Source organism: Tritonibacter horizontis, from assembly GCF_001518015.1.
Lineage (GTDB): Bacteria > Pseudomonadota > Alphaproteobacteria > Rhodobacterales > Rhodobacteraceae > Epibacterium > Epibacterium horizontis.
Map to the genome: position 1 here is coordinate 36,640 of NZ_LPUY01000135.1, position 25,020 is coordinate 61,659.

Here is a 25,020-nt window from a genome sequence, read left to right on the forward strand (position 1 = left end):
TTTGAGGGGGTAATCACCGCTTAGGCCTCTCCCTAGGTATTCGGCATCGGTTCGAACATCATACAGGAGAAGACCATGACAACGCGTCGAAACATGTTGGGCTTTCTTGCAGGGGCAGCTGCGCTGTCGGCGTCGCCGCGATTTGCGTTTTCTGCCGCTCCATTTTCATCGGTGGGCAATTCAGGGTACTACAGGCTGAAGTTCGGTCGGTTTGAGATCACGGCGCTCTCTGATGGCACGTTGGCTTTGCCAATGGCTCAGATCTACCAAAACGAGTCTGAGGGCGAAATACAAGCTGCGCTTGATCAAAATTTTCTTGGATCCGAGCCGCATATCTCCATCAACGCCTATCTGGTCAATGATGGCACACAGCTGGTCCTGATCGACGCTGGTACGGGAACCCTATTCGGTCCGGATGCGGGCAAGCTGATCCGGCATATGATGGTCTCGGGCTATCAACCCGAACAGGTCGATGCGGTGTTGCTGACGCATATTCACGCCGACCATTCAGGTGGCCTTACGGTTGCCGGCAAGGCCGTTTTTCCAAATGCGACAGTTTATGTGCCGCAGCGTGAATACGCCTTCTGGATCAATCGCGAGGGTCTCACGGCGCCAACCGCAGAGATGAAAACGGATCTGCAGCGCGCGCAGGTCTCGCTTGCGCCATATATCAAGACCGGGCGTGTGGTGCGTTTTGCCGATGATGCTGACCCGTTGCCCAATTTTGGCTCCATTCTCCGGCCAGGTCACACCCCGGGACATAGCTCTATCGTCCTTAAGACAGAGGCGGGCGAGCAATTGGTTTTCTGGGGGGACATCATCCATGGCGACTATATCCAATTTGATAGTCCGGATATCTACGTGAGTTTTGACGTGGATGGCGCGCAGGCCGCCGCAACCCGCAGGCGTGTGCTGGCGGAAGCGGCGGACAAACACTATCTGGTTGCGGGGGCGCATCTTCCCTTTCCTGGGATTGGACGGGTGGCGCGGGATGAGACGCTCTATCGTTTTGTGCCGCTTAACTACGAAATTTAGGGTCGCCCGCCGACAGCGCTTCAGAACCCGACCATCAGCGCCGGGTCGCGCTCCACTGGTCAAAGTCGCGCTGCGCGGCTTCCAGTGCCTCGATATTGAGGATCCGGGTCACCAGGGCCCGGTTCAGGGCGCGCACCCGTTTGTTCAGCGGTTCGGTTTCTTCGGCATCGACCCCGAGCTTGTCATAAAGCGCCAGCAGGCGGTTTTGCACGGTGCGCAGTGACATGCCCCGGCGTTCGGCGATCCGCTTGTCCTGCAGGCCGATCGCCAAGTCCAAGAGCACCGCAAATTCGCTGTCGTCGAGGGTTGCCCAGGGGGTGGCCTGACGGCGCTGCAGGCGGTGGATCTCGCGATCCACCATGATTTGCCCTTCGATCAGCACTGCCCGCAGTGCCAGTTTCAACCGGTCGCGGGGCGCGGTCTTGAGCACATACCCATAGGCGCTATCCTCTGGCACGATGGCGGTGATGCCGCGCAGATAGGCCTCATCGGCGTAATTCGACCAGAACAGGATGCGGGTTTCCGGCCTCTCCTGCCACAAGGTCCGGGCGGCCTCGATCCCATTGCGGGTGGCCATGCGCAGGTCCATCACCACGGCCTGGATCGACAGCAGTCGGGCTTCGCGCTCGGCCTCGGCCCCGTTCTGGGCATGAAAAATCTCAGAGACTTCGGGCAGGGCATCGGCCAGCATCTCCTCCATCCAGGAGGCGTGAAACTGATCGTCTTCGACAAGCAGAACCTTCATGGCGACTCCAATGATACAGCGACGCGGGTGCCCGCCTCGGAGCGAATATCCAGCGTCGCTGAAATCAGCCGGGCACGGGTGCGGATATGGGCGAGGCCCGATTGGCGGGCCGGGGCGGCGGGGATACCACAGCCATTGTCGGCAATTTCGACCGACAGGCGGTGCGGGGCCGGGTGGTCGATAATGATCTCGACCCGGCTGGCGCCGGAATGACGGCAGGCGTTGTTGATCGCCTCTTGAGCGATACGAAACAGCGCGGTGCGCACCAGCGGCGCCAGCGTGTCGGCGGCCCCGTCTGTGCGATCCTCGACCGTCACCGTCATCGGCGCAAGTCCAGCGGCGCGCTCCAGGTGCACCCGAACCGCATGGGCAAAGCCGAAGAGGTCCAGCACCGTCGGCACAGCTGTGTCGATGATGCGGCGCAGATCGGCGATGGTTTCGTTCAACCGGCTGGCCAGCATATCGCGCGCCAGAGGCGGATCGCCCGTTACCTCGCGCAGCAGCCGTGACAGATCCGCCAGCGTCTGGTCGTGCAGGTCCATGCCGATACGCTGGCGTTCCTGTTCCAGCGCCTGGGTCAGTTCCAGCGCCCCCCGGCGCAGCCCATCATCACTGTCGCGCGGGGCTGATGCGGTGCGGCGGGCGCGTTCGGCGCTGTGCAGGGTCTGGACGCAGGGCGCCAGAATGGCCGCGATGGCCTGGGCACGGCTGACGGTTTCGGCGGTATAAAGCCCATGGGCAGAATGCGAAATGTTCAGCGTCCCTATGATTTTGCCTCCCACCGACATCAAGACATTGACGCGACTGCGCAGACGATGGTTCAGGATCGGCTCGCAACTGGCGCCGGGATAGGTGTAGCGCGGATCCTCGGTGGCATCGGCGGTCAGCATATGGTCGCATTGCCCCATCAGCAATTCGCGGATCGGTGCATAGGCAATCCGACCCGAGGCCCGTGACCAACGGGTGCGGATGCCGACCTCATAACTGACCACCCAACCGGGACGATCCAGCAGACAGAGATCCGCATGGGTGAAGGGGATCAGCTCGGCGATGTCACTGGCCACCGCCTCTAGGGCGGAGGTCACATCGGTGCGCGCGGCCAGATGCGCGGCGATACGGTCGAGCGCGCTTGGCGGCTCTGTCGTGGTGATCATCGCGGCTCCTCCCTTGCGCGTTCCCGCAAGAATGCCCCGCTGCGAGGCAAATGGAAACACTGTCACCCGCAAGTTTGCTGCGGGAACCCGCAACAGGTCTGCGGGCGGTTGCCTTTACAGCCGCGCCAGACTGACGGCACCATTCCTGCGACCGGATCCGCAGAGGAGGCGAGGCCCGGCTGACAGGAGCGCGCGCAAGCGCAGGGAGGACCAAGATGAAAAACCATTTTACGGGCGCAGCTGTGCTGGCGCTGATTGCGGGGGCTGTGGCCGCTGACACGGCCGACAAGCGTATCGCGCTATCCAACAACTATGCCGGAAATTCGTGGCGTCAGGCCATGTTGTCGACGTTTCAGGAAACCGCCGATCAGGCGGTGGCCGATGGCATTGTCGCCGCTGCCGATGCCTATACCACCTCTGAGAACCAGCCAACGGAGCAGGCCGCGCAGATCCAGAACATGATCCTGCAAGGCTATGATGCGATTGTCCTGAATGCGGCCTCCCCAACAGCGCTGAATGGCGCGGTCAAGGAAGCCTGCGACGCGGGTCTTGTCGTCGTCAGCTTTGACGGCATCGTGACCGAACCCTGCGCCTGGCGCATCGCGGTGGATTTTGCCGCCATGGGCAAGGAAGAGATCGACTATCTCGCGACACGCCTGCCCGATGGCGGCAACTTGCTTGAAATCCGCGGTCTGGCCGGGGTGTTCGTCGATGATGAGATCTCCAAAGGGATCCATGCGGGCGTTGCCGAGCACGACAAATTCGACATCGTCGGGTCGGTGCATGGCGACTGGGCTCAGGACGTGGCGCAAAAGGCCGTCGCCGGTATCCTGCCCTCGCTGCCTGAGGTCGTCGGTGTGGCCACGCAAGGTGGCGATGGCTATGGCGTCGCCCAGGCCTTTGCCGCGGCGGGGCGCGACACGCCGCTGATCGTGCTGGGCAACCGCCAGGACGAACTCAAGTGGTGGGCCGAGCAGCGCGATGCCAACGGCTATGAAACGCTGTCGCTGTCGATTGCGCCGGGCGTTGCATCGCTGGCTTTCTGGGTGTCGCAGCAGATCCTCGATGGCAAGGAGGTGCCAAAGGATCTGACGGTGCCGTTCCTCAAGATCACCCAAGCGGATCTGGACGCGACCCTGGCGTCCACGCCCGAAGGGTCGGTGGCCAATACGGTCTACACGCTGGAAGACGCGCAAGCGGTCATCGAAGCGGCCGAATGAGCCACCCTGAACGCCCCCGTGTGCTGCGGCATGCGGGGGCTTTTTTGACGCGAGGTCGTGATGAGCGGAACAGAAACCGGGCCGGTGGTGGTTGAACTCACCAATGCGGCGAAACATTTCGGGCCGGTGCGCGCGCTGGACGGGGTATCGCTGCGCGTACATCCCGGTGATTGCGTCGGGCTGGTCGGCCACAATGGTGCGGGAAAATCGACGCTGGTGAACCTGGTGAACGGCGCGTTGGCGCCCACGGGCGGGAGCGTGACCTTTCCCGGCGGCACCGACGGCGTCCGGGCAGTCTTTCAGGAACTGTCGCTCTGCCCGAACCTGACTGTGGCCGAAAACCTGCGAGTTTCGCATCCCGGCCTGACGGGGCTGCGCTGGCGCCGGGCGGCGCGGGCGGAAATCGGCGCATCGCTGGACAGGGTTTTCCCCGACCACGGCATTGATGTCGATGCACCGGTGGACACGCTGAGCATCGCGCAACGCCAGATGGTCGAGATCGCCATCGGCTTTGCCCCCCGGGCAGGGCAGGCGCGACTGGTGATCCTGGACGAACCGACAAGCGCGCTGGATGCCGGCATCGCCGAGCAATTGCTGGCTCATGTGCGCCGGTTCTGCGCGGCGGGTGGTGCCGTGATCTTCATCAGCCACATGATGGGAGAGATTTTTTCCGTCGCCAATCGGATCGTCGTCCTGAAGGACGGCAGATCGGTGGCGGAGCGCCCAGCGGCGGAGTTTACCCGTCAGGGGCTGGTCGATGCCATGGGACATGTCGTGACCGCCGCTGCAGCCGCCGCAGCCCGCGCCGCGCCGGGTGAGATTGTGATCGAGGCCGAAGGCCTCAACGCGCGCCGGGGCGAGATTGTCGGCCTGTCGGGTCTGGCCGGCCACGGGCAGGCGGCAGCGCTGGCACGGATCTATCTGGCGCGGACGTCGGGCTGGCGAACAGCTGGGCCGTCGCGGTCAAAGCAGACGGCGAATGCGGTTTTTGTCGCGGGTGATCGTGGCCGTGACGGGGTGTTCCCGCTCTGGTCGATCCTGCGCAACGTTTCGATTTCGGTCCTTGGGCGCGACGCCCGCGCCGGTGTCGTAAACCGCCGGGCGGAGCGTACCCTTGCAGAGGACTGGCGTCGCCGCATTGGCATCCGCACCGACAATCTGGACAACCCGCTGTTGTCGCTGTCAGGCGGCAACCAGCAGAAGGTGTTGTTCGCCCGCGCGCTGGCCTCGGACGCGGAGGTGGTCATCATGGACGACCCGATGCGCGGGGTCGACGTGGGCACCAAGCAGGACGTCTATGCGATGATCCGCGCGGAGGCCGCCAAGGGGCGCACCTTTCTTTGGTATTCAACCGAGACAGAGGAGGTCTGCCAATGCGACCGGGTCTTTGTCTTTCGCAACGGTACCATCAGCGCCGAGCTGACCGGTGCCGACATCACGGAGGAAAAGATACTGGAAGCCTCGTTTGAAATGCAGGACGCCCTCCCACAGGTGGTGCCCGCATGAACCGTTATCGCATTCTGTTGCCGGTCGTCTCGCTGGCGGTCCTGTTGGGGCTGACCTTCTGGATGCAGCCCCGCGCCATGAGCTATTTCGGCGTCAATCTGCTGTTCAATCTGGCGGTGCCGATTGCGCTGGCGACGGTCGCACAGATGTTCATCATCATGGTGAATGACATTGACCTGTCGATCGGCGCCTTTGTCAGTCTGGCGGCATGTGTCACGGCGACATGGCTGAACGATGCGCCTCTGATTGGCCTGCTGGCGATGGCGGCTCTGATCCTGGCCTATGCCGGGATGGGGGCCGTAATCCACGCGTTAGAGCTTCCGGCCATCGTGGTGACCCTGGGCATGTCCTTTGTCTGGGGCGGGCTGGCCCTGTTTTTACTGCCGACACCGGGAGGCGCGGCGCCGGAATGGCTGCGAGCGATCATGAAGGTAAAGCCGCCACTCGTGCCAATGGCTGTGGTTGCCGCCCTACTAATCGCGGGGGTCACCCACCTGCTGGTGATCCGTGCCGGGTTGGGGACGGTCCTGCGCGGCGTCGGTGGCAATCCGCGCGCCTTGACGCGGGCGGGGTGGAACGTGATGCAGCTGAAGGCGCTGGCCTATGCCGGGGCGGGCCTGTTTGGCGTGCTGGCTGGCATGGCCCTGGTCGGGTTGACCACCGCAGCGGACGCCAATATCGCGCTGCGTTATACCTTGCTGTCCATTGCCGGTGTCATCCTGGGCGGCGGTGAATTCACCGGCGGCAAGGTCAGCCCGGTGGGGGCTGTAATTGGCGCGCTGACATTGACGCTTGCGGCCTCATTTCTGTCCTTCATGCGGCTGTCGCCGGATTGGCAGATCGGCGCACAGGGTGCGATTCTGATCCTGGTGCTGACGGCGCGGCTGATCTTTGCCCGCCGGGGAGAAACGACATGAGCCTTGCAGGAATGACATCGAAGCCCTGGATCTGGGCCTGGGCTGCCGCCGCATTGGCGTTTGCCGCGACGCTGGTGTTGACCCAGGGGCGTGGCGCAGGCGAGCTGGCCTATGCGGCGCTGAGCTTCGGGGCCTTTGCCGCGATTGTCGGGCTGGGGCAGATGCTGGTCATCACGCTGGGGCCGGGCAATGTCGATCTGTCGATCCCGGCCACCATGACGCTGGCCGCTACTTTGGCGCTGAAGTTCATGGGGTCCGATCCTGGAACCGCTCTGCCGGGACTGGCCATCGCGCTGGCTGTCGGGCTTGGGGTCGGGGCGGCGAACTTTGCTCTGATTTTTTTGCTGCGGCTGCCGCCGATCATCGCCACGCTGGCAGCCTCGCTGATCTATCAGAGCCTCGCGATCTGGTCGAACCGGGGCCTGCGGATCAAGCCACCGACAGGACTGGCCGAATTCGCCACCGGTCGCTTTCTCGGACTGCCCAATGTGGCCTGGGTCGGGCTGGCGCTGGCGCTGATGGTCTGGGTCCTGCTGGAACGCAGCCTCTGGGGACGTTGGCTGCTGGCTTCGGGGCAGAACCTGCGCGCCGCCCGGCTGGCGGGTGTTCCTGTCGAGGCGGTACGCGCCGCGACCTACCTTGCCGTGGCGGTCTTTGCCGCGTTGGCGGGCTATCTCCTGGCGAGCTTCTCGGGCGGCGCGGCGCTGAACATGGGGGCGGAGTATCTGCTGATGTCGATTGCCGTTGTGGTGATCGGGGGCAGCTCCATCGCCGGGGGCAATTCGAACGTACCTGGCGTCTGGGGCGCGGCGCTGTTCATGTTCCTGGTGGTTTCCATGCTGAACAGCTATGGCGCCGCGGCCGGGGTGCGCAACGTGCTGACCGGCACCATCATCATCGCAATCGTCATCGCCGCCAGCAGCCGGAGGGCCCGCATATGATCACCTTGCCACCGCATTTGCAGGTGCACGACCCGCGCTTTGCCGCGCTGGTGCACCCGATGTCCAAGCTGGAGCGCATCGCCGAGGGGTTCACATGGACCGAGGGGCCGGTCTGGTTCGGCGATCGTGATTGCCTGCTGTTTTCGGACATCCCGTCGCGCCGCATCCTGCGCTGGTCCGAGGCCGACGGCCTGAGCGTCTATCGCAATGACAGCGGGTTCAACAACGGCAATACGCGGGATCGGCAGGGCCGGTTGATCGGCTGCCGTCACGGGCCGCGTGACGTGGTGCGCACCGAATATGACGGGACACTAACCGTGCTGGCGCGCACCTGGCAGGGCAAGCGGCTGAATTCCCCCAATGATGTGGTGGTCAGTTCCGACGGGGCGGTGTGGTTCACCGATCCCACCTATGGCATCCTGTCGAATTTTGAAGGCTTCCGAACCCCGCCGGAGCAACCCGCCCGCAATGTCTACCGCCTGTCGTCCGAGGGCGACCTGTCGGTGGTGGCCGGCGATTTTGTGCAACCAAACGGCCTGTGTTTTTCGCCGGACGAAACACGGCTGTATATCGCAGAAAGCGGGTCAAGCCATGACGACGACGTGCCTGCGGTGATCCGCGTATTCGACGTGACCGGGAACCGGTTGGAGGATGGAGGCGTCTTTGCCACCATTGATGACGGGCTGCCCGACGGGCTGCGCTGTGACATGCAGGGCAACCTGTGGAGTTCAGCGCGCGACGGGGTGCATTGCTTTGACCCGCAGGGCGTCCTGCTGGGCAAGATTCTGGTGCCGGAAACCGTGTCGAACCTGTGCTTTGGCGGAGCGGACGGGCAGCGGCTGTTCATCACCGCTACCACCGGCGTTTATCGCACCTTTGTCGATGTCATGGGGGCGGAACCCTGGACCCGTGGACGGCTCTGTGCGGGGTAGGTGGGCTAGGGCGCGGCGCGGATCATATCGGCGGCTTTTTCTGCGATCATCGTGACGGGCGCATGCGTGTTGCCAGAGACGATTGTCGGCATGATCGAGGCATCGGCGACCCGTAGGCCAGTGATCCCGTGCACCCGTAAGGCGCTGTCGACAACCGCCATCGGATCGTCCCCCATCCGCGCGGTGCCAACGGGATGAAAGATGGTCGTGCCCACCTGTCCTGCGGCGGCGATCAGATCTTCTGCGCTTTGCGCCTTGGGGCCGGGCAGCATTTCTTCGGGGTGATAGGGTAGCATCGCGTTGGTCTGCATCAGTTTGCGGGCAATCTGCAAACTCTCAACGGCAACAATCCGGTCCTGTTCGGCGCTCAGATACTGTGGCCGGATCTCTGGCGCGCCCCTCACGTCCTGACTGCGAAGATGGACGGTGCCACGGCTTTTAGGGCGCAGATTGCAGACCGATACCGTCATGCCGGGGTAGCGGTGCAGTGGCGTGCCAAAACTGTCGAGAGACAGCGGTTGGACGTGAAATTCGATATTGGAACTGGCCTCGCGTTCAGATGAACGGCAGAAGATGCCCAATTGGCTTGGGGCCATGGCCATCGGCCCACTCCGCCGCAGCATATATTCCAGCCCAATCAGTGCCTTGCCCGCAAGGCTGGCGACACGGTCATTCAGCGTTCGCGCGCCTGTGACCTTCCAGACGGTGCGCAGTTGCAGGTGATCCTGCAGGTTCTCTCCAACGCCGGGCAGCGCATGGCGGGTCTCGATCCCATGTTGCGACAGGATCTCTGGCGCGCCGATGCCGGACAGCTCGAGGATCTGCGGCGTACCGATGGCCCCGGCGGACAGGATGACCTCGCGCCGGGCACGGGCTGTGCGAGATTGCCCCTGCAGGCTGAAACGGACCCCGGTGCAGCGCCGCCCGTCCAGCAGTATTTGTTCCACATGGGCGTTGGTGACAATTCGCAGGTTGCGGCGTTTGCGCGCTGGATCAAGGAAGGCTTTTCGCGCATTCCAGCGCAGGCCGCGGCGCTGATTGACGGGGAAATACCCGCTCCCTTCGTTATCGCCGTCGTTGAAATCCTGCGTCGGGGCAATGCCGATTTCTTCGGCCGCCTGGGACACCGTGTCGAGGATCGGCCAGCTCAATCGCTGTTGTTCCACCCGCAATTCGCCGCCTGTTCCGTGAAACTCATCCGCTGGACCCCAGTGATGTTCCGATTTGCGGAAATAGGGCAGGATGTCGTCCCATCCCCAGCCCGCGTTGCCCATCTGGCGCCATTGGTCGTAGTCCCGCGCCTGTCCCCGCATGTAGATCATGCCATTGATCGACGAGCAGCCGCCGAGGAGTTTGCCGCGCGTATAGTTCAAAGCGCGCCCGCCAAGCCCGGTCTCGGACTCGGTCCGAAAGCACCAGTCGGATTTTGGATTGCCCATGGTGTATAAATACCCCATCGGCACATGCACCCAGAAACGATTGTCGCTGCCGCCGGCCTCCAGCAGCAGCACGCGGCATGTCGGATCGGCGCTGAGCCGGTTGGCCATAACGCATCCCGCCGATCCGGCGCCAACCACGACATAGTCATACTCTTCTGTTTCGACTTGGTTCGTCACGATGCAGCCCTACGCACGCATTTCTGTTGCTGGACGCCCAGCCCGTCAATCTCCAGCCGCATGACCTGCCCTTCTTTCAGGAAGACCTGCGGGCGCAGGCCCAGCCCGACACCAGGGGGGGTGCCGGTGGTTACCACATCGCCGGGTTCCAGCGTCATGAAGCCGCTGAGATAGCTGACCAGGTGATCAATTCCAAAGATCAACGTCCGGGTGGAACCGGTCTGCCTGCGCACGCCGTCCACATCCAGCTGCATGTTCAGATCATGCGGGTCGGCGATCTCGTCTGCGGTCACCAGCCAGGGCCCCATGGGGGCAAAGCTGTCGTGGCTCTTTCCCTTGGTCCATTGGCCCTGCCGTTCGGCCTGCCAGGCCCGTTCGGAGACATCGTTGAGGATCATATAGCCGGCCACATGAGACAGGGCGTCTTCTTTCGAGACGTTCTTGGCGCGGGTGCCGATGACGAATGCCAACTCAACCTCCCAGTCGACCTTCTCGGCGCCGAGGGGTAACTCTACCTCGTCATTGGGGCCTGTGATGGCGCTTGTGGCCTTCAGGAACACAATCGGCTCGCTTGGGACCTCCAGTCCGGACTCGGCGGCATGGTCGGAGTAGTTCAGCCCGATGCAGACCAGTTTCCCGACCTTGCCGACACAGGGACCGAAGCGGGGCGTGCCGGGCACGCGCGGCAGATCGGAGGGGTCAAGGGCAGCAAGCCGCTGCAGGGTTGCAGGGGCGAGGGTGCTCCCGTCGATATCACTCACCTGGTCAGAGAGGTCGCGCAGCGTACCGTCGGCATCAATCAATCCCGGGCGTTCTTCGCCCACCTGCCCATAGCGCACCAGTTTCATGTCGTCATACCTTTTGTTTATAAGGGGTTGAGAGCAACGCTCCTGCCCGTAGGGGGTGGGGGTCGTGCTGCATCACAGGAGACCCGCCCCCCCCCAGGGCACGGCGCTGTCAGTAGACCGCGATTTGCGGAAACAGGATCAACAAGCCGACGGCCAGAACCTGCAAACAGATGAAGGGCAGTAGCGATCGAAAGATCTCGCCCAGGGAAATATCGGGCGGGGTGACGCTCTTCAGGTAGAAGGCGGCCGGCCCGAAGGGCGGGGTCAGGAACGACACCTGCATGTTCATCGCAAACAGGACGCCGAACCAGATCGGATCCAGCCCGAGGTCACGGATCACCGGAACAAAGATCGGCATTGTCAGAAGTGCAATGCCGACCCAGTCCAGGAACATCCCCAGCAGGAAAAGGATCAGCATCATCACCAGAATGATCACGGTCGTGTTGTCAGAGACCCCCGTGATCAGGGACGAGATGAACTCGATCCCGCCCATCAGGTTGTAGACACCAACCAACGCGCTGGCACCGATCCCGATCCAGACAATCATGCCAACGGTGGTCAGCGTATGACCCGCAGCGTCAAGCAACATGGCAAAACTGAATTCGCGCCGCAGAATGGTGGACAGGATCACGCCCGCGACGCCGACAGCCGAGGCCTCGGTCACGGAGGCGATCCCACCGTAGATGGACCCCAGAACGAAGAAGACCACCAGCATGGGCAGGACCAGCCCGCGCATCAGCGCCAATTGCTCGTTGCGGGGCATCTTTTCCACCACCGGAGTCGGGGCGGCATCTGGGTCTGTGTAGGAACGGTACAAAACATAGGCCACATAAAAGCTCGCCAGCATGAAACCGGGAACGAAAGACGCCGTGAACAGCTCTCCGACCGATACATTCGCGGTCAGGCCATAGATGATCAGCACGATGGACGGGGGCACCATGGTGCCAAGCGAACCGCCGGCACAAACCACACCGATGGCCAGCCGCCTATCATAGCCCTGGCGCAACATCTGCGGCAGGGCGACAAGTCCCAGCAGGACGATTTCGCCGCCGATGATGCCGCTCATCGCTGCCAGGATGACCGCGACAAAGATCGTCTGAACCGCGACCCCGCCCCGCACCCGGCCGGCGATCAGCTTCATCGCGTCAAACAGATCGCGTGCAATCCCGGACCGGTCGAGGATCGCGGCCATTAGCACAAACATCGGTACGGAGACAAAGACGAAGGAGGTGACGAAGGAATACACCCGGCTGGTGATCAGCGGCACCGAGGCCGGCCCGAACCAGCCAAGCGCAAAAATCAGCGCCACGAGAAGCGTGACCAGTGCCAGCGGCATGCCTGTCAGCAACAATGCGAGCAGGAGACCGAACATCACCAGCGTGCCCAGCTCGACGCCGAGGTTGCTCAGATCCGAGAGTGTAGAGAGGAATTGCATCAGCCACCCGTCTTTCCGTGCCCGCGCGCCAGCCGCAGGTAGTTGAAGGCCAGCGTCAGAAACTGGCCGCACATGATGATGAGAACGAAAAACAGGAAAATCTTGACGAAGGCGGGCGCGGGTGAATTCCAGGCGCTGCCACTGGTTTCGAGATAGAGATCCCCGGAGGGACGAAAGACTGCCTTTTTGACCATGCGCCAGGCGGCCCAGGCGAAGAACCCTGTGGAGACAGCACAGGTAAGCGAGATCACGGCATCAAGAATTTGCCGCGCCCGGCCCGTAATCAGATCGTAGAGCAGCACTACCCGGATGTGCGAATTGCGGCAAACGCAGAGCAAACCGCCAAAGACAAAGGTGATCGCACTCAGGAAGGTAGAGGTCTCATGGGCCCAGGTGGTGGGCGCGTTGAAGAAATACCGCATCACCACTTCAAGCACGAGGGTCGCCATTGCCAGCAGGATCCCGATAGCAAAGAGCAGGGACACCCGGTCAATGAGCCAGCCGAGCCGCCCGGCCTGTGGAAGCGGCCGCCTGCGTTCGGCCACCGCATCGGGTATCGCCTCCTGGGCGATGTTGTCACGTTGCGCCATAGTTTACGTCCAGATCGTTGGGAAAAATCGGACGGACAGCAGCCCTGCCCGCCCGGAGGGGGCTCAGTCGAGCATGCCTTGCTTGTCCAGATAGGTGGTCAGTCGGTCATAAACCTTCTGAGCATTTTCAGACTGACCCGCGACGTTTTCCCATTGCTCCATCGCGATGGTCCGGAAACGGGCGCGCTCGCCCGTGGACCAGTTGTGCACGGTGATGTTGGGGTTGGCCTTGGCCTCGGCAAAGGCCTCGAGATCCTTGATCGACAGCTGTGCCACCATATCCGACGCAAGGTCGCGCACGGAAACGGTGAGAATCTCCTGCAGGTCCTCGGGCAAGCTGTTCCATTTGTCGAGGTTCATCGACACTTCGACCAGGGGCATGGAGTGAAAACCGGGATAAACCGGGTGATTGCCGGCGTCATGCAATCCCTGCGCCTGGTTGGTCGAGAACACGGTGGAGTCGGCCGCGTCGATGACGCCCTTGTCCAGCGCCGTGAAAACTTCGGCATAGGGCAGGTTCACCGGCACCGCGCCGGCAGCTGCAAACACTTGCTGGATCAACCCTTCGGGGGCACGCACCTTCAGCCCTTTAAGATCGTCGACACCCTCCAGCGGCTTCTTCGAGACAAAACCCTCAAGCCCGGTCGTAGTCGCGCCAACAAAGTGCAGGTTATAAGGGGCCTCCAGCTCGGCCATCAGTTCATTGCCGCCACCATAGCGCATAAAGCGGAACATTTCTTCGGGCGAAGACCATGCGCCAATCGGGTTGGCGATGAGGCCAAAGGCGGGGTCCTTGCCGGAGAAATAGCTGACGTCGGTAATGTGGCCGTCCAGAATGCCGGCGCCCACCGCGTCCTGGGTTTCATTGTATTCCACGACCGAACCCACCGGCAGCAGTTCGATTTCCACCCGTCCGCCGGTCATGGCGCCGACGCGTTCGGTCCATTCCTTCTGGATTTGAAAGTTGGAGTTGCCCGCCGGGTCGACCGATTGGAATTTGAAAGAGAACTCCTGTGCAAACGCAGGCAGCCCCGCCGAAGCGGTCAAGATTGCCGCAGCAATCACCGTGTTGAAAATATTAGCCATTTTTGCTCCTCCCATGGATACTCTGGCATTCTCGGTCGACCTGTCCCAGGACAGGCGCAACCGTTTCCGCGACGGACTCCGCCGCGGGGTTCCTCCCTCCGGCGACAGCTACTCTGCTGCGATCGGGGTCTGTTTCGGGGTGTTGACGAGGTTTCGGATACGTCCCTCATTCAGGCACAACATGGCAGTTTCCACGGCGAGGCGACGGGCGTCGGCGACGCTTTCCGGGCTTGACCAGGCTGCGTGCGGCGACAGCAGCAGCCGTTCACCGACCAGCGGATCTTGGCGCCCTTCATAGGCGACTGAAACCGGGTCGTCGCTGGCGGGCGGCTCAACCGGAAGCACATCCAATGCGGCACCGGCGATAACATTTGTCCGCAATGCCTCCAAAAGGGCAGGGACATCAACGATGGCCCCGCGCGCGGTGTTGATCAGCAAGGCCTCCGGTTTCATCCGGGCCAGCGTTTCGGCGTTGATCATGTTGCGGGTCGTATCCGTCAGCGGGCAATGCAAGCTGACAACGTCACTGATTTCCAGCAGAGCGCCGAGGCTTTCGACCCGCTGGACGCCAACCGCGATCTCGCTCCCACGGGAGACATAGGGATCATAGCACACGACGTTCAGGCCAAACCCCTTGGCCCGCAGCGCCGTTGCTGTTCCGATACGGCCAAGCCCGACAATCCCCAATGTCCGGCCACGCAACCGCCCCATCAGCGGTGCAAGCGCATGGTCAAATCCTGTCTGAGGGGAGGCCATCAGGGCGCGATGATACGAGGTCAGGCCGCGTTTGAAGTTCAGCATCATCGCGATGGCATGATCGGCCACTTCGCTGGTGCCATAGTCTGGCGTGTTGCACACAGGGATGCCCTTCGCCGCTGCAGCCTCCAGGTCGATGTGATCAAAACCCACGCCGGCCCGAACGATGACGCGGCAACGCTCCAGCTTGTCGATCACCTGTGCGTCGATTGGCATCTCGTGCCAGACCACCAATGCATCCGCCTTGCTCCAATCCGCGTCGGGAATGGCCTCGGGGCGGCGCGCACGGTGGATGCACCAGTCCACGCCACTGCCGGCCGTCTCGCGCTCGATCGTGGCATCATCCGGGTATTGCGCGTCTGGGGTCAGCAGTTGGAACCGGGTCATGTGATGGGCTTCCTCTCTCAAAGTACACCATCTAGAATTCTAGTATGAAAACAATTTGTCAAGCACCTTCTGATGTCGTATTCGATAGGAGGGGGCGGTTCGCCCGGTTGCGGACAGGGTGACAAGGGCGTGACCCAAGTTGTGGATCTGGCTGAATTCAGGCCAAGGGTGAAAAGGAAACCAAAGTGTCGTTGAGCCAACAAGCGTTTGATCGCATTCAGAAAGCCATCGTTTCGGGGGCTTTGGATTTTGGCGAACGCCTCTCCGAGATGCAGATCGCGGAGGCACTTGGCATGAGCAAGGCACCGGTCCGGACGGCCTTTTTCAAACTGCGGGATATTCGCCTCGTCAATATCGTGCCGCAGGCGGGCACATATGTCTTTTCGCCGACTCGCGCGGATGTCTTCGAGATGAGCACCTTTCGCGCGGTGTTGGAAACGGCCGGGTTGCGGCTGTCGATGGCACAGCGACCTTCCGTGGTGCAAAGCGAACTGGAAGCGACAGTCGTGGCAATGGAAAAGGCGATCGCGGACGCGGATTGGAAAGCCTATGAAACGGCGGATATGGATTTCCATCAGGTGTTTATCCGCAACTCGTCCAACAGCTATCTGCCGCAGGCGTTTGATCTTACCGCATCCGCCATCAAGGCGCTGCGCGTGCGGCTGCAGGGCGGTGAAGGCGGGTATCGCAAGCAGTCGTATGACGAGCACAAGCTGATCCTGCACCATGTTCAGAGCCAGGATGTCGACAAAGCCACCAAGACGCTGGAAGAACATATCATGGTGATCAACTCCTCCAGTCTGGAACTACCGGCCGCCGGGACCGTGCGTTCAAAGGGTAGAACCCGCACGTTTGAAGCCTACCGGGAGCTGTTTCGCTAACGGCCCTCAGGCACGGAGCTTTGCAATCTGGAATGCCCCACGCTGTGGTGCAGGTGAACCCAGATTGGCGCTCGGACCGGCGGAGACTGGCGCGGGCCAATTCAGGGACCGTTTTGCCACCCGCCTTTGCGGATGGATTTTATCTGCTTTCCCATGGGGACCAGACGCAGTAGACGGGCTGATCCTCGGAAATTTGGAATAATAATATGGCCCAGAAATCAACCATCTATAGAGTCGAACTCTCGGTCTCCGATATGGATCGCCACTATTATGAAACCCATAAACTGACCATCGCAAAACATCCCTCGGAAACGGATGAACGACTGATGGTCCGTATGTTGGCTTTTGCATTAAATGCCCATGAGCATCTTGAAATGGCAAAAGGTCTTTCAACGGATGACGAACCTGACATTTGGCAGAAAAGCCTGAGTGGCGTGCTCAATGTGTGGGTGGCCCTGGGCCTGCCCAGCGAGAAAATTGTGCGTCAATCCTGCGCCAAGGCCGACCGTGTTGTCATCTACCCCTATGGTGGCAAAGCGGCAGACATCTGGTGGGAAAAGATCAAGAATTTCACCAACCGCTTTGATAATCTTCAGGTGGTCAATCTGTCTCAGACCGACACAAATGAGCTTGCCAAATTGCTAAGCCGCTCGATGAGACTGCAGGTCAACATTCAGGACGGTGAAGTGATGGTCAGCGTTGATGACAGCATTGTCTATGTCACACCTGTTCAGTGGAAGGGTGGGGTGTAGCGGATCAGGTTTTGACCTGGCCGTTTTCCCCTCCAAAGGATGCTGTTCCCGCAGATATGTTGCGCGCGGATCCACCTTGGCAGTTAGATGCAGTCGGATGCGGTCACAGTATCAGAGCCGACCTGGACCCATCGTGCGGCTCGGTCCAGTGCAAAAGAAAGCCAGCGCAAAGTGAAGGGGCCGCTCAGGCCGAAAGCAACATTTCAACCCGGCTATCCACCTCCTCCAGCATGCGCTCGCTGGACCATCCCGCACGCCCCTTGAACATATAGCCTTGCCGGATGTCAAAGAGCAGCGCCGCCCTGGATTTGGCCGGAAAATCGGGATCTAGCGTGCCTTTTTCTATTTCCCGCTCAAACCGCGCGGCGAGACGGTGTTCAGTGTCGGCAATCGCGGCTTCGACCCGCTCCGCCACCCCATCAACCTGTCCGACCGAGGCCACGACGCTGGAGGCAAGGAAACAGCCCGTTGCGCCGCTTTCGTGCTCAGTCGCGGATCGGATGATTTCGGACAAAAAGGCACGCAGAGCTTTTTCAATATCCTCCTCCCCTTCCAGCGCCACCAGAGGCGTGCAGGCATCCGCCGAGCAATAATAATCTATCGTCTTCAGATAGAGGCCGCGTTTGTCTCCGAACGCCGCATAAAGACTCGGGCCGGTGATCCCCATGGCGCCGGTCAGGTCGCGCATGGAGGCACCATCATATCCCTTTTCCCAGAACACAGCCATCGCTTGAAGCAGGGCGGTGTTATAGTCAAAGGCGCGCGGGCGGCCTATTTTTTTTGTAACGTTCAATATGTAACTCTTGACGTTTCTGGTTTCTGATCATTATGTAACGATCAGTACATATAGGAGATCACCCAAATTGACCAGTGAAAAACGCGCCGCCAGAACTGTGTTTCCGGCGCTCAGCCTCCCTGTGCTTGCCGGTGGGACGCGCGACATTTCCAAACCAAAGGATGGTTTGGAATGGATGCTCGTTCTTGTTTATCGCGGCAAACATTGCCCGCTGTGCACGACCTACCTGCAACAGCTCAATTCGACTTTGCCCGACCTTAATGCGCAGGGGGTCGATGTGGTCGCGGTGTCTGCGGACAGCCGGGACCGCGCACTCGCCCAGATGGCAGACGTGGACCCGAAATTCGACGTCGCTTACGGGCTGACCATCCCCCAGATGCAGGAAATGGGGCTCTATATCTCCAGCCCGCGCAACGGGATGGATGTCGAGGCCCCGTTCGCCGAACCCGGCCTGTTCGTTCTCGACAATGCAGGGGTCCTGCAGATCGTCGATATTTCGAACGTTCCCTTTGCACGGCCGGATCTCGCCTGGATTGCCAAGGGGATCGGGTTCCGCCGCGGCCCCATGAAAGATGCGCCTGTCAACGGCACATATGCCTAACACAAAGGAGAAAAGTGATGACTGAGAACACCAAAGAGGCCCTGCTTGCCAAGGTTCAGGACCTGATGAAATACGGTACCAGCGCCAATATGGAAGAGCTGGACAAGATCTATCACAAGGACATCATTGTCATGGATCTCAACATCGACGGCCGCCTGGTCAGCCTGAAGAAACAAGGTTTCATGGAGATGTTGAAAGAGGCCTTCAAGGACAAGATCCCAGAAGACCACATGTGGTCGAAAATTCACAGCGCGACGGTAAACGACGACCGTGGCCATGTTCTGATCTCCCGGAAAATTCCGGTTGGTGGCCCAAAGATGCATATCGAGCTGAGCATTGATTTCGTTTTTGAGGACGGCCGCTGGCAGGTCACACGGGAGGTCAACTTCAGCCGTCCCGATCGCGAAGCGGCCTGAATCCTCACTGCGATTGTATAAGACGACCCGACGAGCGGATGCCCCATGGCACGGTCACGTCGGGTCAGATCCCCGCGTTTTATGTGGGTCCATGCTGCTTTTGCCTCAGGCGCCAATGTTGCTTGGGTCTGGCGGCGGTGGTGGTCATCCGCCACCGCTGCATCGGGCCGAGTGCCCCAACAAGACTGACAATGCGAAACAATAGGCAGGCCCCGGAGCCGCCGTAAGCCGCGTAAAAGGCGTCTTCGTCGGCAAGGCCGGAGCTTGGACTCGCCAGCGGGAAGGCCGTGGACCGTTGGAGTGTATCAGGCATGCAAGGTTTCCTCTTGGCAGCTATTCGCACAGCGTGCTTGACCTCAGCCCAGGATAGCGGCCAAGTGGACATTACAAAACGAAACGGTTTGAACTCTTCTTTGCAGAAGTGAAATGATAGATTCGGGAAAGCCACCCATCGGTGCAGCCAATGCTGAGGCCCAAACGGGCCCTCGGACCGGCGGCCCCGATTGGGAAAACCTCAACCTGTTTCTGGCCGTCGCCCGCGATGGCGGGTTATCGGCGGCGGCACGGAACACTGGGCGCAGTCCAGCAACCCTGGGGCGGCGCATGCAGGGGCTGGAACGCAGCATTGGCCGCGACCTGTTCGTCCGCCACGACCGCGGTTATCGGCTGACCAGTGAGGGCCAGGCGCTGTTTGCGGAGCTGACAGAGGTGGAGGCGCGGATCAGCCGGCTTACTCAACGTCCGGACCCGGATGGTCTGCCGTTGGTCAAGGTTTCGGCAGGCACCTGGACGACGCTTGTGTTGCTGCGTGGTGTTGACAGCCTGGTGGGCACACCACCAGATATTCGCCTGCGTTTTGTCGCCGCGGAGCAAGTCCTGGATATCGCTCATCGAGAGGTGGTGATCGGCTTTCGCAATCGCCGCCCGACGGAAACGTCGCTGGCCGGGCGCAAACTGGCGGCGGTGGAGTTCGCCCCCTATGCCGCTGCGGGTGCGCCTGACCGCTGGATCCGCGTGGTCGCTGACACCCCATCTGCGCGCTGGGTTGCGCAAACCTCTGGCGGCGATACAGTTTGCGAAGTCAACAGTCCGCGCAATGCCCTGGATCTGGCGCTAGCGGGGCAGGGAACGGCTTTGCTGCCTTGTTTCATTGGGGACACTGAACCGGGGTTGCAGCGAGTTGGCAATGTGGTGTCGGAACTAAGCCACGACCAATGGCTGGTGACCCATGACGCTGACCGCCACCTGCCAGAGGTCCGGCGCGCCATAGATCGGATGTGCCGCTTGCTGTCACGCACCGGCGCCTGAGCTGGGGTCGCGCGCAGATCGGTCTGCTTGCCCAGAGCGATGTGGCAGATTGCTTTGCCACACCATTTAGCAGATTTCGCACCCGGACTAGGCCCGGCCCCCGCATCTGCGCGCGGGGCCGGGCCAGGGATCAGCTGAACAGCAAACCACCATTGATGTCGACGTTGGTACCGGTCAGGAAGGCGGCATCATCGCTAGCCAGATAGGCCACCAGATTGGCGACATCTTCGGGCGTGCCCTGCCGTTTGAGCGGGGTGGCGGCTTCGACGTTGCGGCGCGCCTCATCCTTGGTAAAGATGTTGTGGAAATCCGTGTCGATCATGCCGGGGCAGAGGGCGTTTACACGGATGTCCGGACCCAGCTCTTTGGCCAGGCCACGTGTCAAGGTCATCACCGCCCCTTTTGATGTTGCATAGGCCACCGCGCCGCCGCCGCCGCCATCGCGGCCGGCTTGCGATGCGACATTGACGATCGCCCCTTTGGACATATGCGGCAGGCAGGCCTTGATCATCGTGACCGTGCTGGTCAAGTTCAGGTTCATCACCGCATGCCAATGATCCATCGACATCTCTGCCAGGGTTTTGCGGGCAATAAGGCCCCCGGCGTTGTTGACCAGAATGTCGACGCTGCCGAAAGTCTCAAGAGCCGTCGCCACCAGTGCTTCGGCGCTTTCCGCTTTGTTCAGGTCGCCCTGAACCGCAATTGCGCTGCCGCCGGCCGCTTCGATGTCCTTGACGACCTGTTCGGCCCCCGCAGAGGATGCGAAATAATTGATGACAACGCGGGCGCCCTGTTCCGCCAGTTTCAGCGCACAGGCGCGTCCGATATCGCGTCCGCCACCGGTGACGATTGCCGTCTTGCCTTGGAGGTTCATGGTTTTTCCTTTCACTGTCGTGTTCAACGACACGTCCTGCAATTTTGCCTGGGTGTCTTGTTGCCGGAGCAAGCCCTTCAGAAGAATGAACAGGCGCGACTTCTGGGAGACGCCGCGCCTGTCACCGATGCCGCGCAAGGAGCAGTCTCGATCAGCAAGCTGTCGCAACTCCCCCAGGCGCGGCGCCGTTCCCGCGGAACTGGGCCGCGTTTGGCGACTTCGGCACAAGGGGTGGCGTATTTGTCGCGGCTTGTCAATTCTTGTATCCCAGATTGAATACTAAATACGACCGCTCTATACTAAGGCTGCGTCACTGCGCTCTGGGAAATCAACTGGCATTCATCGCCGCAACCCCATATTGAGCGTCGACGCGGGAGGAGCCACGATGCCGAAAGTTGAAACTGCGCCGGAAGGCCGCTCCAGTGTCGAGCGAATCGTTGATTTCCTGTATAAGGAGATCACCTCCATGCGGATGCTTCCCGGAACGCGAATATCCGAGACAGACATCGCAGGAAAATTCGGCGTGTCCCGGCAACCTGTACGCGAAGCGTTCACTCATTTGGCAAATATGGACCTGATTCTGGTGCGCCCCAAACGGGCCACCGAGGTCAAAAAGCTCTCGATCAAGGCAATCGAAAAGAGCCGCTTCGTCCGCGCCGCCGTTGAGGCTGCCGCTCTGCGCGAAGCCGTTAAACACTGTGATGCCGCCGCCGGCTTTCAGCTGGAAGCCTTGCTGGCCTTGCAGAAAAAGGCCCTTGCAGAGCGCGACTACCGCGCGTTTTCAAAGTTGGACTACGATTTTCACAAGACGGTTTGTGACATCGGCAAGGTCCCCTATGCGTTCGAAGTGATTCGCGAAGAAAAAGAAAAAGTCGACCGGCTTTGTATGCTTGGCCTTGCGAAAGAAGACCGGATGCCTCTGCTGGTAGAGGATCATGAAGAGATCACCGACGCAATCAAGGCTGGCGATGCCGAACGCGCAGTCGACGCCGGCATGCTGCATCTGACTCGACTGGACGACACGATTAAGTCTATCCGCATCAACAGCGCAGCCTATTTCGACGACAACGCATAATTCGCTGCGGCTGTCGCCCAGCCCCGCTTTCCAAGAGGTCCGTGCAGGGAAAACCCCCGCCGCTGACAACTTGAAGACCCAGCGCATAAGATTCTTCTTGTATCCAAGTTTTGCGACAAGTAATCATGATGCTGCACATGGCCGCCAAAGAAAGCGCGCCGATCGAGTTGCATTCATGCAAGGGAGGAATAGCATGACATTCAATTTCCGCACTACATCACTTGCCCTGGCCTCGGCTGTGACGCTCGGGTTGGCATCTACTGCCGGCGCGACCGAAATGCGTGGCTGGAACATTCACGTCGAAGACTACCCCGTGTCCCACGGCATGGAGGCCTTCATTTCCGAGGTCAGCGAAAAGACCGGCGGCGAGATCTCCGGCAAGGTCTATCACAACGGCGTTTTGGGCTCGCAGCCGGACGCCATCGAACAAATGCGCCTCGGCGTCATGGATTTCGGTGTGTTCAGCCTTGGGCCGATGGGCCAATCTGTTCCCGAGACCAACGTCGTATCGCTGCCGTTCATCTTTGCCAGCGTGCCTGACATGTACCGCCTGATGGACGGTGAAGTGGGCGACGCCATCGGCGTTGGAATGGAAGCCAAGGGAATCAAGGCGTTGGGTTGGTATGCCGCTGGCGCGCGCTCCTTCTATAACTCTGTCCGTCCGATCAACACGCCCGCAGACGTCGAAGGTCTGAAGGTCCGCGTGATGTCGAACGACCTGTTCGTCAAAATGGTCGAAAGCATGGACGGCAACGCCACCCCGATGGCCTTTGGTGAGGTCTATCAGTCGATCAAGACCGGCGTTGTGGATGGCGCGGAAAACAACCCGCCGTCCTACGAGTCCACCAACCACTTTGAAGTCGCGAAATACTACTCGCTGACCGAGCACCTGATCATCCCCGAATGCCTCTGCATGAGCCTGAAAACCTGGGAAAAACTGACCCCGGAACAGCAGGACATCGTAATGACTGCCGGCCGCGCCAGCGCCGAGCATCAGCGTGAGCTCTGGGCCGAGCGTGAAGCGGCAAGCATGGAAGCCGTCACCGCAGGTGGCACCGTGGTCAACACCATCGCGGACAAGGCGCCGTTCCAGGAAGCAATGACCCCGGTCTACGAGGCATTCCTGGCCGCCAATCCGGAATTGACGGATCTGGTCAACATGATCCGCAACGCTGAATAAGCGACGCGTAAACCCTGGGCGGGACCTTTCATGGTCCCGCCCTTGTTGAAAGGCATCCCATGACGTCCGAGCCCGTTCTCATCCGCAGGATTGAACACCTGCTTGACCTCCTGCGCCAGGCCTGTCTCGCAGCGGCCTCAGTGGCGCTGGTGACCCTGATCGTCACTTTTGGCTGGCTGGTTTTCGGCCGCTACGTGTTGAACGCAACACCCACCTGGGTCGAACAACTGGCCCTGCTGCTGATCTGCTACATCGCCTTTCTCGGCGCGGCGGCCGGTGTGCGCGATGATACCCATATCGGCGTCAACCTGTTTCGCGACATGATGCCTCCCGTGGTGCAAAAACTTTTGATGATCCTCATCGACATTGCACTTGGCGTATTTGGGGCTGTGATGTTGTTCGCCGGACTGACTCTGATGTCTTTTGGCTGGGACACATTGTTGCCGATGCTGAACATTCCCGAAACCGTGCGGACCGCAGCCATCACGTCGCTCGGCGGATTGATGATGCTCTTTGCGGGAACCCGCGCGCTGTTGCGGATCGTACGGTTTAGCGCCTGGACACCAAACTCCGAAAACGAGGAATTTTAAATTGGGTCTTCTTTTGCTGCTTGGGGTGTTCGCCGTTGGCGTTGTCATCGGCGCGCCCGTTGCCTTTGCCATGGGGATCGCGGCCGCGGTGACCTTCTGGTTCGAGGGCTTCCCGACGCTGATCACGTTTCAGCGCGCCACGGCCGGAGTCTCCGTGTTTTCGCTGCTGGCCATTCCGTTTTTCATTTTCGCGGGCGAGATCATGCTGCATGGCGGTATCGCCAAACGGCTGGTCAATCTCGCCTCGGCGCTGGTGGGCCACTTCAAGGGCGGCCTGGCCATGGTCAACATCTTCTCCTCGATGTTGTTTGGCGGCATTTCCGGCTCTGCGGTGGCGGATATCTCGGCGCTTGGCTCCCTGCTGGTTCCCGTGATGAAAGAGCGCGGCTATCGGCCGGATTTTGCGGTCAATGTCACCGTAACCTCCTCCATTGCCGGCATCGTGATCCCACCAAGCCACAACATGATCATCTTTGCAGTGGCAGCGGGTGGCGGCATTTCCCTGTCCAAGCTGTTCCTGGCCGGCGTGATCCCTGGCATCCTGATGTGTGTCAGCCTGGCAATCGCCGCATGGATCCTGTCAGTGCGTCACAACTATCCCGCCGAACCCTTTCCGGGCTGGGGTGTTGTGGGACGCGCAGCGATGGACGCCATTCCGGGGTTCATGACGGCTGTCATCATCGTCGGCGGCACCCTGTCGGGCGTCTTCACGGTCACGGAATCCGGTGCGTTTGGTGCCATCTACGCGCTACTTCTGACGGCCTTTTATTATCGCAGCCTCACTTGGAAGGCCTTGATGTTGTCGGTGACCGGCGCCGTGCGGACCACCGCGATGGTGATGATCCTGATCGCCTTTGCCAGCTCCTTTGCCTATCTTCTGGCGCTCTATCAGGTACCGGCAAAGCTGTCGGGGCTGCTCGGGGCGATCTCTGACAATCCCATCGTCATCCTGCTGATGATCAACGTGATCCTGCTGGTTCTCGGTATGATCATGGATATGGCGGCGCTGATCCTGATCTGTACGCCGATCTTCATGCCCATTGCGGTGGGGCTCGGGATGGATCCGACACAATTCGGCATCATGATGCTGATCAACCTCGGTATCGGTCTGTGCACTCCGCCTGTCGGCACCTGTCTCTTCGTTGGCTGTGCGGTCGGACGGGTCAAGATCGAGGACGCCGTGCGCACGATCTGGCCCTTCTACCTCGCGATCTTTGCCGCGCTGATGCTGGTCACCTATGTACCCGCCGTGTCGCTCTGGTTGCCGTCGGTAATGGAGTAAGCCGGCACGCCCACGCGCGCCACCGATCAAGTCCCCCGCCGAAACCTCTTCGGCGGGGGACTTTCCATGTCAGCATGCATCCATGCAGGGTTTTGCT

The 25,020-nt window shown here is 60.9% G+C and carries 26 protein-coding genes; 15 read left to right on the forward strand and 11 right to left on the reverse strand.

What is annotated here, in order from left to right; all coding sequences use genetic code 11:
• The first annotated feature begins 75 nt into the window (after positions 1-75).
• Entirely contained in the window at positions 76-1,035 is a 960-nt protein-coding gene (locus TRIHO_RS21580; RefSeq protein WP_068248682.1) for an MBL fold metallo-hydrolase, read from the forward strand.
• A 34-nt stretch (positions 1,036-1,069) separates the two neighbouring features.
• Here the strand turns inward: TRIHO_RS21580 and TRIHO_RS21585 are convergent, their stop codons facing one another.
• Both TRIHO_RS21585 and TRIHO_RS21590 read right to left on the reverse strand, forming a co-directional pair.
• The gene (locus TRIHO_RS21585; RefSeq protein WP_068248683.1) at positions 1,070-1,780 is read right to left on the reverse strand and encodes a response regulator transcription factor; all 711 of its coding nucleotides are present in this window, start codon (positions 1,778-1,780) and stop codon (positions 1,070-1,072) included.
• A complete protein-coding gene (locus TRIHO_RS21590; protein WP_068248686.1) occupies positions 1,777-2,934 on the reverse strand; it encodes a GAF domain-containing sensor histidine kinase in 1,158 nt (385 codons plus the stop codon). Before TRIHO_RS21590 ends, TRIHO_RS21585 begins: the two co-directional genes overlap by 4 nt.
• A gap of 215 nt (positions 2,935-3,149) precedes the next feature.
• On the opposite strand from TRIHO_RS21590, the gene TRIHO_RS21595 reads away from it, so the two are divergent.
• From TRIHO_RS21595 to TRIHO_RS21615, 5 genes are read left to right on the forward strand one after another with little or no spacing between them, the layout of a single operon-like run.
• A complete protein-coding gene (locus TRIHO_RS21595; protein ID WP_082705274.1) occupies positions 3,150-4,154 on the forward strand; it encodes an ABC transporter substrate-binding protein in 1,005 nt (334 codons plus the stop codon).
• A 60-nt stretch (positions 4,155-4,214) separates the two neighbouring features.
• Positions 4,215-5,660 (forward strand): sugar ABC transporter ATP-binding protein, encoded by a 1,446-nt coding sequence (locus tag TRIHO_RS21600; RefSeq protein WP_068248690.1) that lies wholly within the window; start codon positions 4,215-4,217, stop codon positions 5,658-5,660.
• The gene (locus TRIHO_RS21605) at positions 5,657-6,577 is read left to right on the forward strand and encodes an ABC transporter permease (RefSeq protein ID WP_068248692.1); all 921 of its coding nucleotides are present in this window, start codon (positions 5,657-5,659) and stop codon (positions 6,575-6,577) included. Before TRIHO_RS21600 ends, TRIHO_RS21605 begins: the two co-directional genes overlap by 4 nt.
• On the forward strand, positions 6,574-7,518 hold the full coding sequence (locus TRIHO_RS21610) for an ABC transporter permease (protein WP_068248694.1): 945 nt from the start codon (positions 6,574-6,576) through the stop codon (positions 7,516-7,518). Before TRIHO_RS21605 ends, TRIHO_RS21610 begins: the two co-directional genes overlap by 4 nt.
• Positions 7,515-8,450, forward strand: coding sequence for an SMP-30/gluconolactonase/LRE family protein (locus TRIHO_RS21615; protein ID WP_068248696.1), 936 nt, complete (start codon positions 7,515-7,517; stop codon positions 8,448-8,450). Before TRIHO_RS21610 ends, TRIHO_RS21615 begins: the two co-directional genes overlap by 4 nt.
• 5 nt (positions 8,451-8,455) lie before the next feature.
• Here the strand turns inward: TRIHO_RS21615 and TRIHO_RS21620 are convergent, their stop codons facing one another.
• The 6 genes from TRIHO_RS21620 to TRIHO_RS21645 form a co-directional block, all read right to left on the reverse strand.
• Positions 8,456-10,066 (reverse strand): GMC family oxidoreductase, encoded by a 1,611-nt coding sequence (locus TRIHO_RS21620; RefSeq protein ID WP_269745372.1) that lies wholly within the window; start codon positions 10,064-10,066, stop codon positions 8,456-8,458.
• Positions 10,063-10,914 (reverse strand): fumarylacetoacetate hydrolase family protein, encoded by an 852-nt coding sequence (locus TRIHO_RS21625; RefSeq protein WP_068248700.1) that lies wholly within the window; start codon positions 10,912-10,914, stop codon positions 10,063-10,065. Before TRIHO_RS21625 ends, TRIHO_RS21620 begins: the two co-directional genes overlap by 4 nt.
• Positions 10,915-11,023: 109 nt before the next feature.
• A complete protein-coding gene (locus TRIHO_RS21630; RefSeq protein WP_068248702.1) occupies positions 11,024-12,349 on the reverse strand; it encodes a TRAP transporter large permease in 1,326 nt (441 codons plus the stop codon).
• Positions 12,349-12,939 carry a TRAP transporter small permease subunit gene (locus TRIHO_RS21635; RefSeq protein WP_068248705.1) on the reverse strand — a complete coding sequence of 197 codons (591 nt, stop codon included), beginning with the start codon at positions 12,937-12,939 and terminating at the stop codon, positions 12,349-12,351. The genes TRIHO_RS21630 and TRIHO_RS21635 overlap by 1 nt, the downstream gene beginning before the upstream one ends.
• Before the next feature lie 63 nt (positions 12,940-13,002).
• A complete protein-coding gene (locus TRIHO_RS21640) occupies positions 13,003-14,025 on the reverse strand; it encodes a TRAP transporter substrate-binding protein (protein ID WP_068248707.1) in 1,023 nt (340 codons plus the stop codon).
• Between the two features lie 108 nt (positions 14,026-14,133).
• Positions 14,134-15,168, reverse strand: coding sequence for a C-terminal binding protein (locus TRIHO_RS21645; protein WP_068248709.1), 1,035 nt, complete (start codon positions 15,166-15,168; stop codon positions 14,134-14,136).
• Positions 15,169-15,353: 185 nt separating this feature from the next.
• Between TRIHO_RS21645 and TRIHO_RS21650 the strand changes: the two genes are divergently transcribed.
• Both TRIHO_RS21650 and TRIHO_RS21655 read left to right on the forward strand, forming a co-directional pair.
• Entirely contained in the window at positions 15,354-16,049 is a 696-nt protein-coding gene (locus TRIHO_RS21650; protein ID WP_082705275.1) for a GntR family transcriptional regulator, read from the forward strand.
• A 206-nt stretch (positions 16,050-16,255) separates the two neighbouring features.
• Positions 16,256-16,801 carry a YaeQ family protein gene (locus TRIHO_RS21655; RefSeq protein WP_068248713.1) on the forward strand — a complete coding sequence of 182 codons (546 nt, stop codon included), beginning with the start codon at positions 16,256-16,258 and terminating at the stop codon, positions 16,799-16,801.
• A gap of 184 nt (positions 16,802-16,985) precedes the next feature.
• On the opposite strand, the gene TRIHO_RS21660 is transcribed toward TRIHO_RS21655, so the two are convergent.
• Positions 16,986-17,594 (reverse strand): TetR/AcrR family transcriptional regulator, encoded by a 609-nt coding sequence (locus TRIHO_RS21660; protein WP_207498766.1) that lies wholly within the window; start codon positions 17,592-17,594, stop codon positions 16,986-16,988.
• Between the two features lie 100 nt (positions 17,595-17,694).
• Between TRIHO_RS21660 and TRIHO_RS21665 the strand changes: the two genes are divergently transcribed.
• Both TRIHO_RS21665 and TRIHO_RS21670 read left to right on the forward strand, forming a co-directional pair.
• On the forward strand, positions 17,695-18,198 hold the full coding sequence (locus TRIHO_RS21665) for a peroxiredoxin-like family protein (protein ID WP_207498768.1): 504 nt from the start codon (positions 17,695-17,697) through the stop codon (positions 18,196-18,198).
• 17 nt (positions 18,199-18,215) lie between these two features.
• Positions 18,216-18,614, forward strand: coding sequence for a nuclear transport factor 2 family protein (locus TRIHO_RS21670; protein ID WP_068248717.1), 399 nt, complete (start codon positions 18,216-18,218; stop codon positions 18,612-18,614).
• 79 nt (positions 18,615-18,693) lie between these two features.
• Here TRIHO_RS21670 and TRIHO_RS21675 read toward each other — a convergent pair whose 3' ends face one another.
• Entirely contained in the window at positions 18,694-18,927 is a 234-nt protein-coding gene (locus TRIHO_RS21675; protein ID WP_068248719.1) for a hypothetical protein, read from the reverse strand.
• A 113-nt stretch (positions 18,928-19,040) separates the two neighbouring features.
• Here TRIHO_RS21675 and TRIHO_RS21680 point away from each other — a divergent pair, with 113 nt between their 5' ends.
• Positions 19,041-19,922, forward strand: a complete 882-nt coding sequence (locus TRIHO_RS21680; RefSeq protein ID WP_082705276.1) for a LysR family transcriptional regulator — start codon at positions 19,041-19,043, stop codon at positions 19,920-19,922.
• A 130-nt stretch (positions 19,923-20,052) separates the two neighbouring features.
• On the opposite strand, the gene TRIHO_RS21685 is transcribed toward TRIHO_RS21680, so the two are convergent.
• On the reverse strand, positions 20,053-20,796 hold the full coding sequence (locus tag TRIHO_RS21685) for an SDR family NAD(P)-dependent oxidoreductase (RefSeq protein WP_068248811.1): 744 nt from the start codon (positions 20,794-20,796) through the stop codon (positions 20,053-20,055).
• A gap of 385 nt (positions 20,797-21,181) precedes the next feature.
• Here TRIHO_RS21685 and TRIHO_RS21690 point away from each other — a divergent pair, with 385 nt between their 5' ends.
• The 4 genes from TRIHO_RS21690 (at position 21,182) to TRIHO_RS21705 (ending at position 24,923) form a co-directional block, all read left to right on the forward strand.
• Positions 21,182-21,871 carry a GntR family transcriptional regulator gene (locus TRIHO_RS21690; protein ID WP_068248721.1) on the forward strand — a complete coding sequence of 230 codons (690 nt, stop codon included), beginning with the start codon at positions 21,182-21,184 and terminating at the stop codon, positions 21,869-21,871.
• A gap of 193 nt (positions 21,872-22,064) precedes the next feature.
• Positions 22,065-23,051: a TRAP transporter substrate-binding protein gene (locus tag TRIHO_RS21695; RefSeq protein WP_068248723.1), complete on the forward strand. Its 987-nt coding sequence runs from the start codon at positions 22,065-22,067 to the stop codon at positions 23,049-23,051.
• A 59-nt stretch (positions 23,052-23,110) separates the two neighbouring features.
• Entirely contained in the window at positions 23,111-23,641 is a 531-nt protein-coding gene (locus TRIHO_RS21700; protein ID WP_106406214.1) for a TRAP transporter small permease, read from the forward strand.
• Between the two features lies 1 nt (position 23,642).
• Entirely contained in the window at positions 23,643-24,923 is a 1,281-nt protein-coding gene (locus tag TRIHO_RS21705; protein WP_068248725.1) for a TRAP transporter large permease, read from the forward strand.
• Positions 24,924-25,020: the final 97 nt, after the last annotated feature.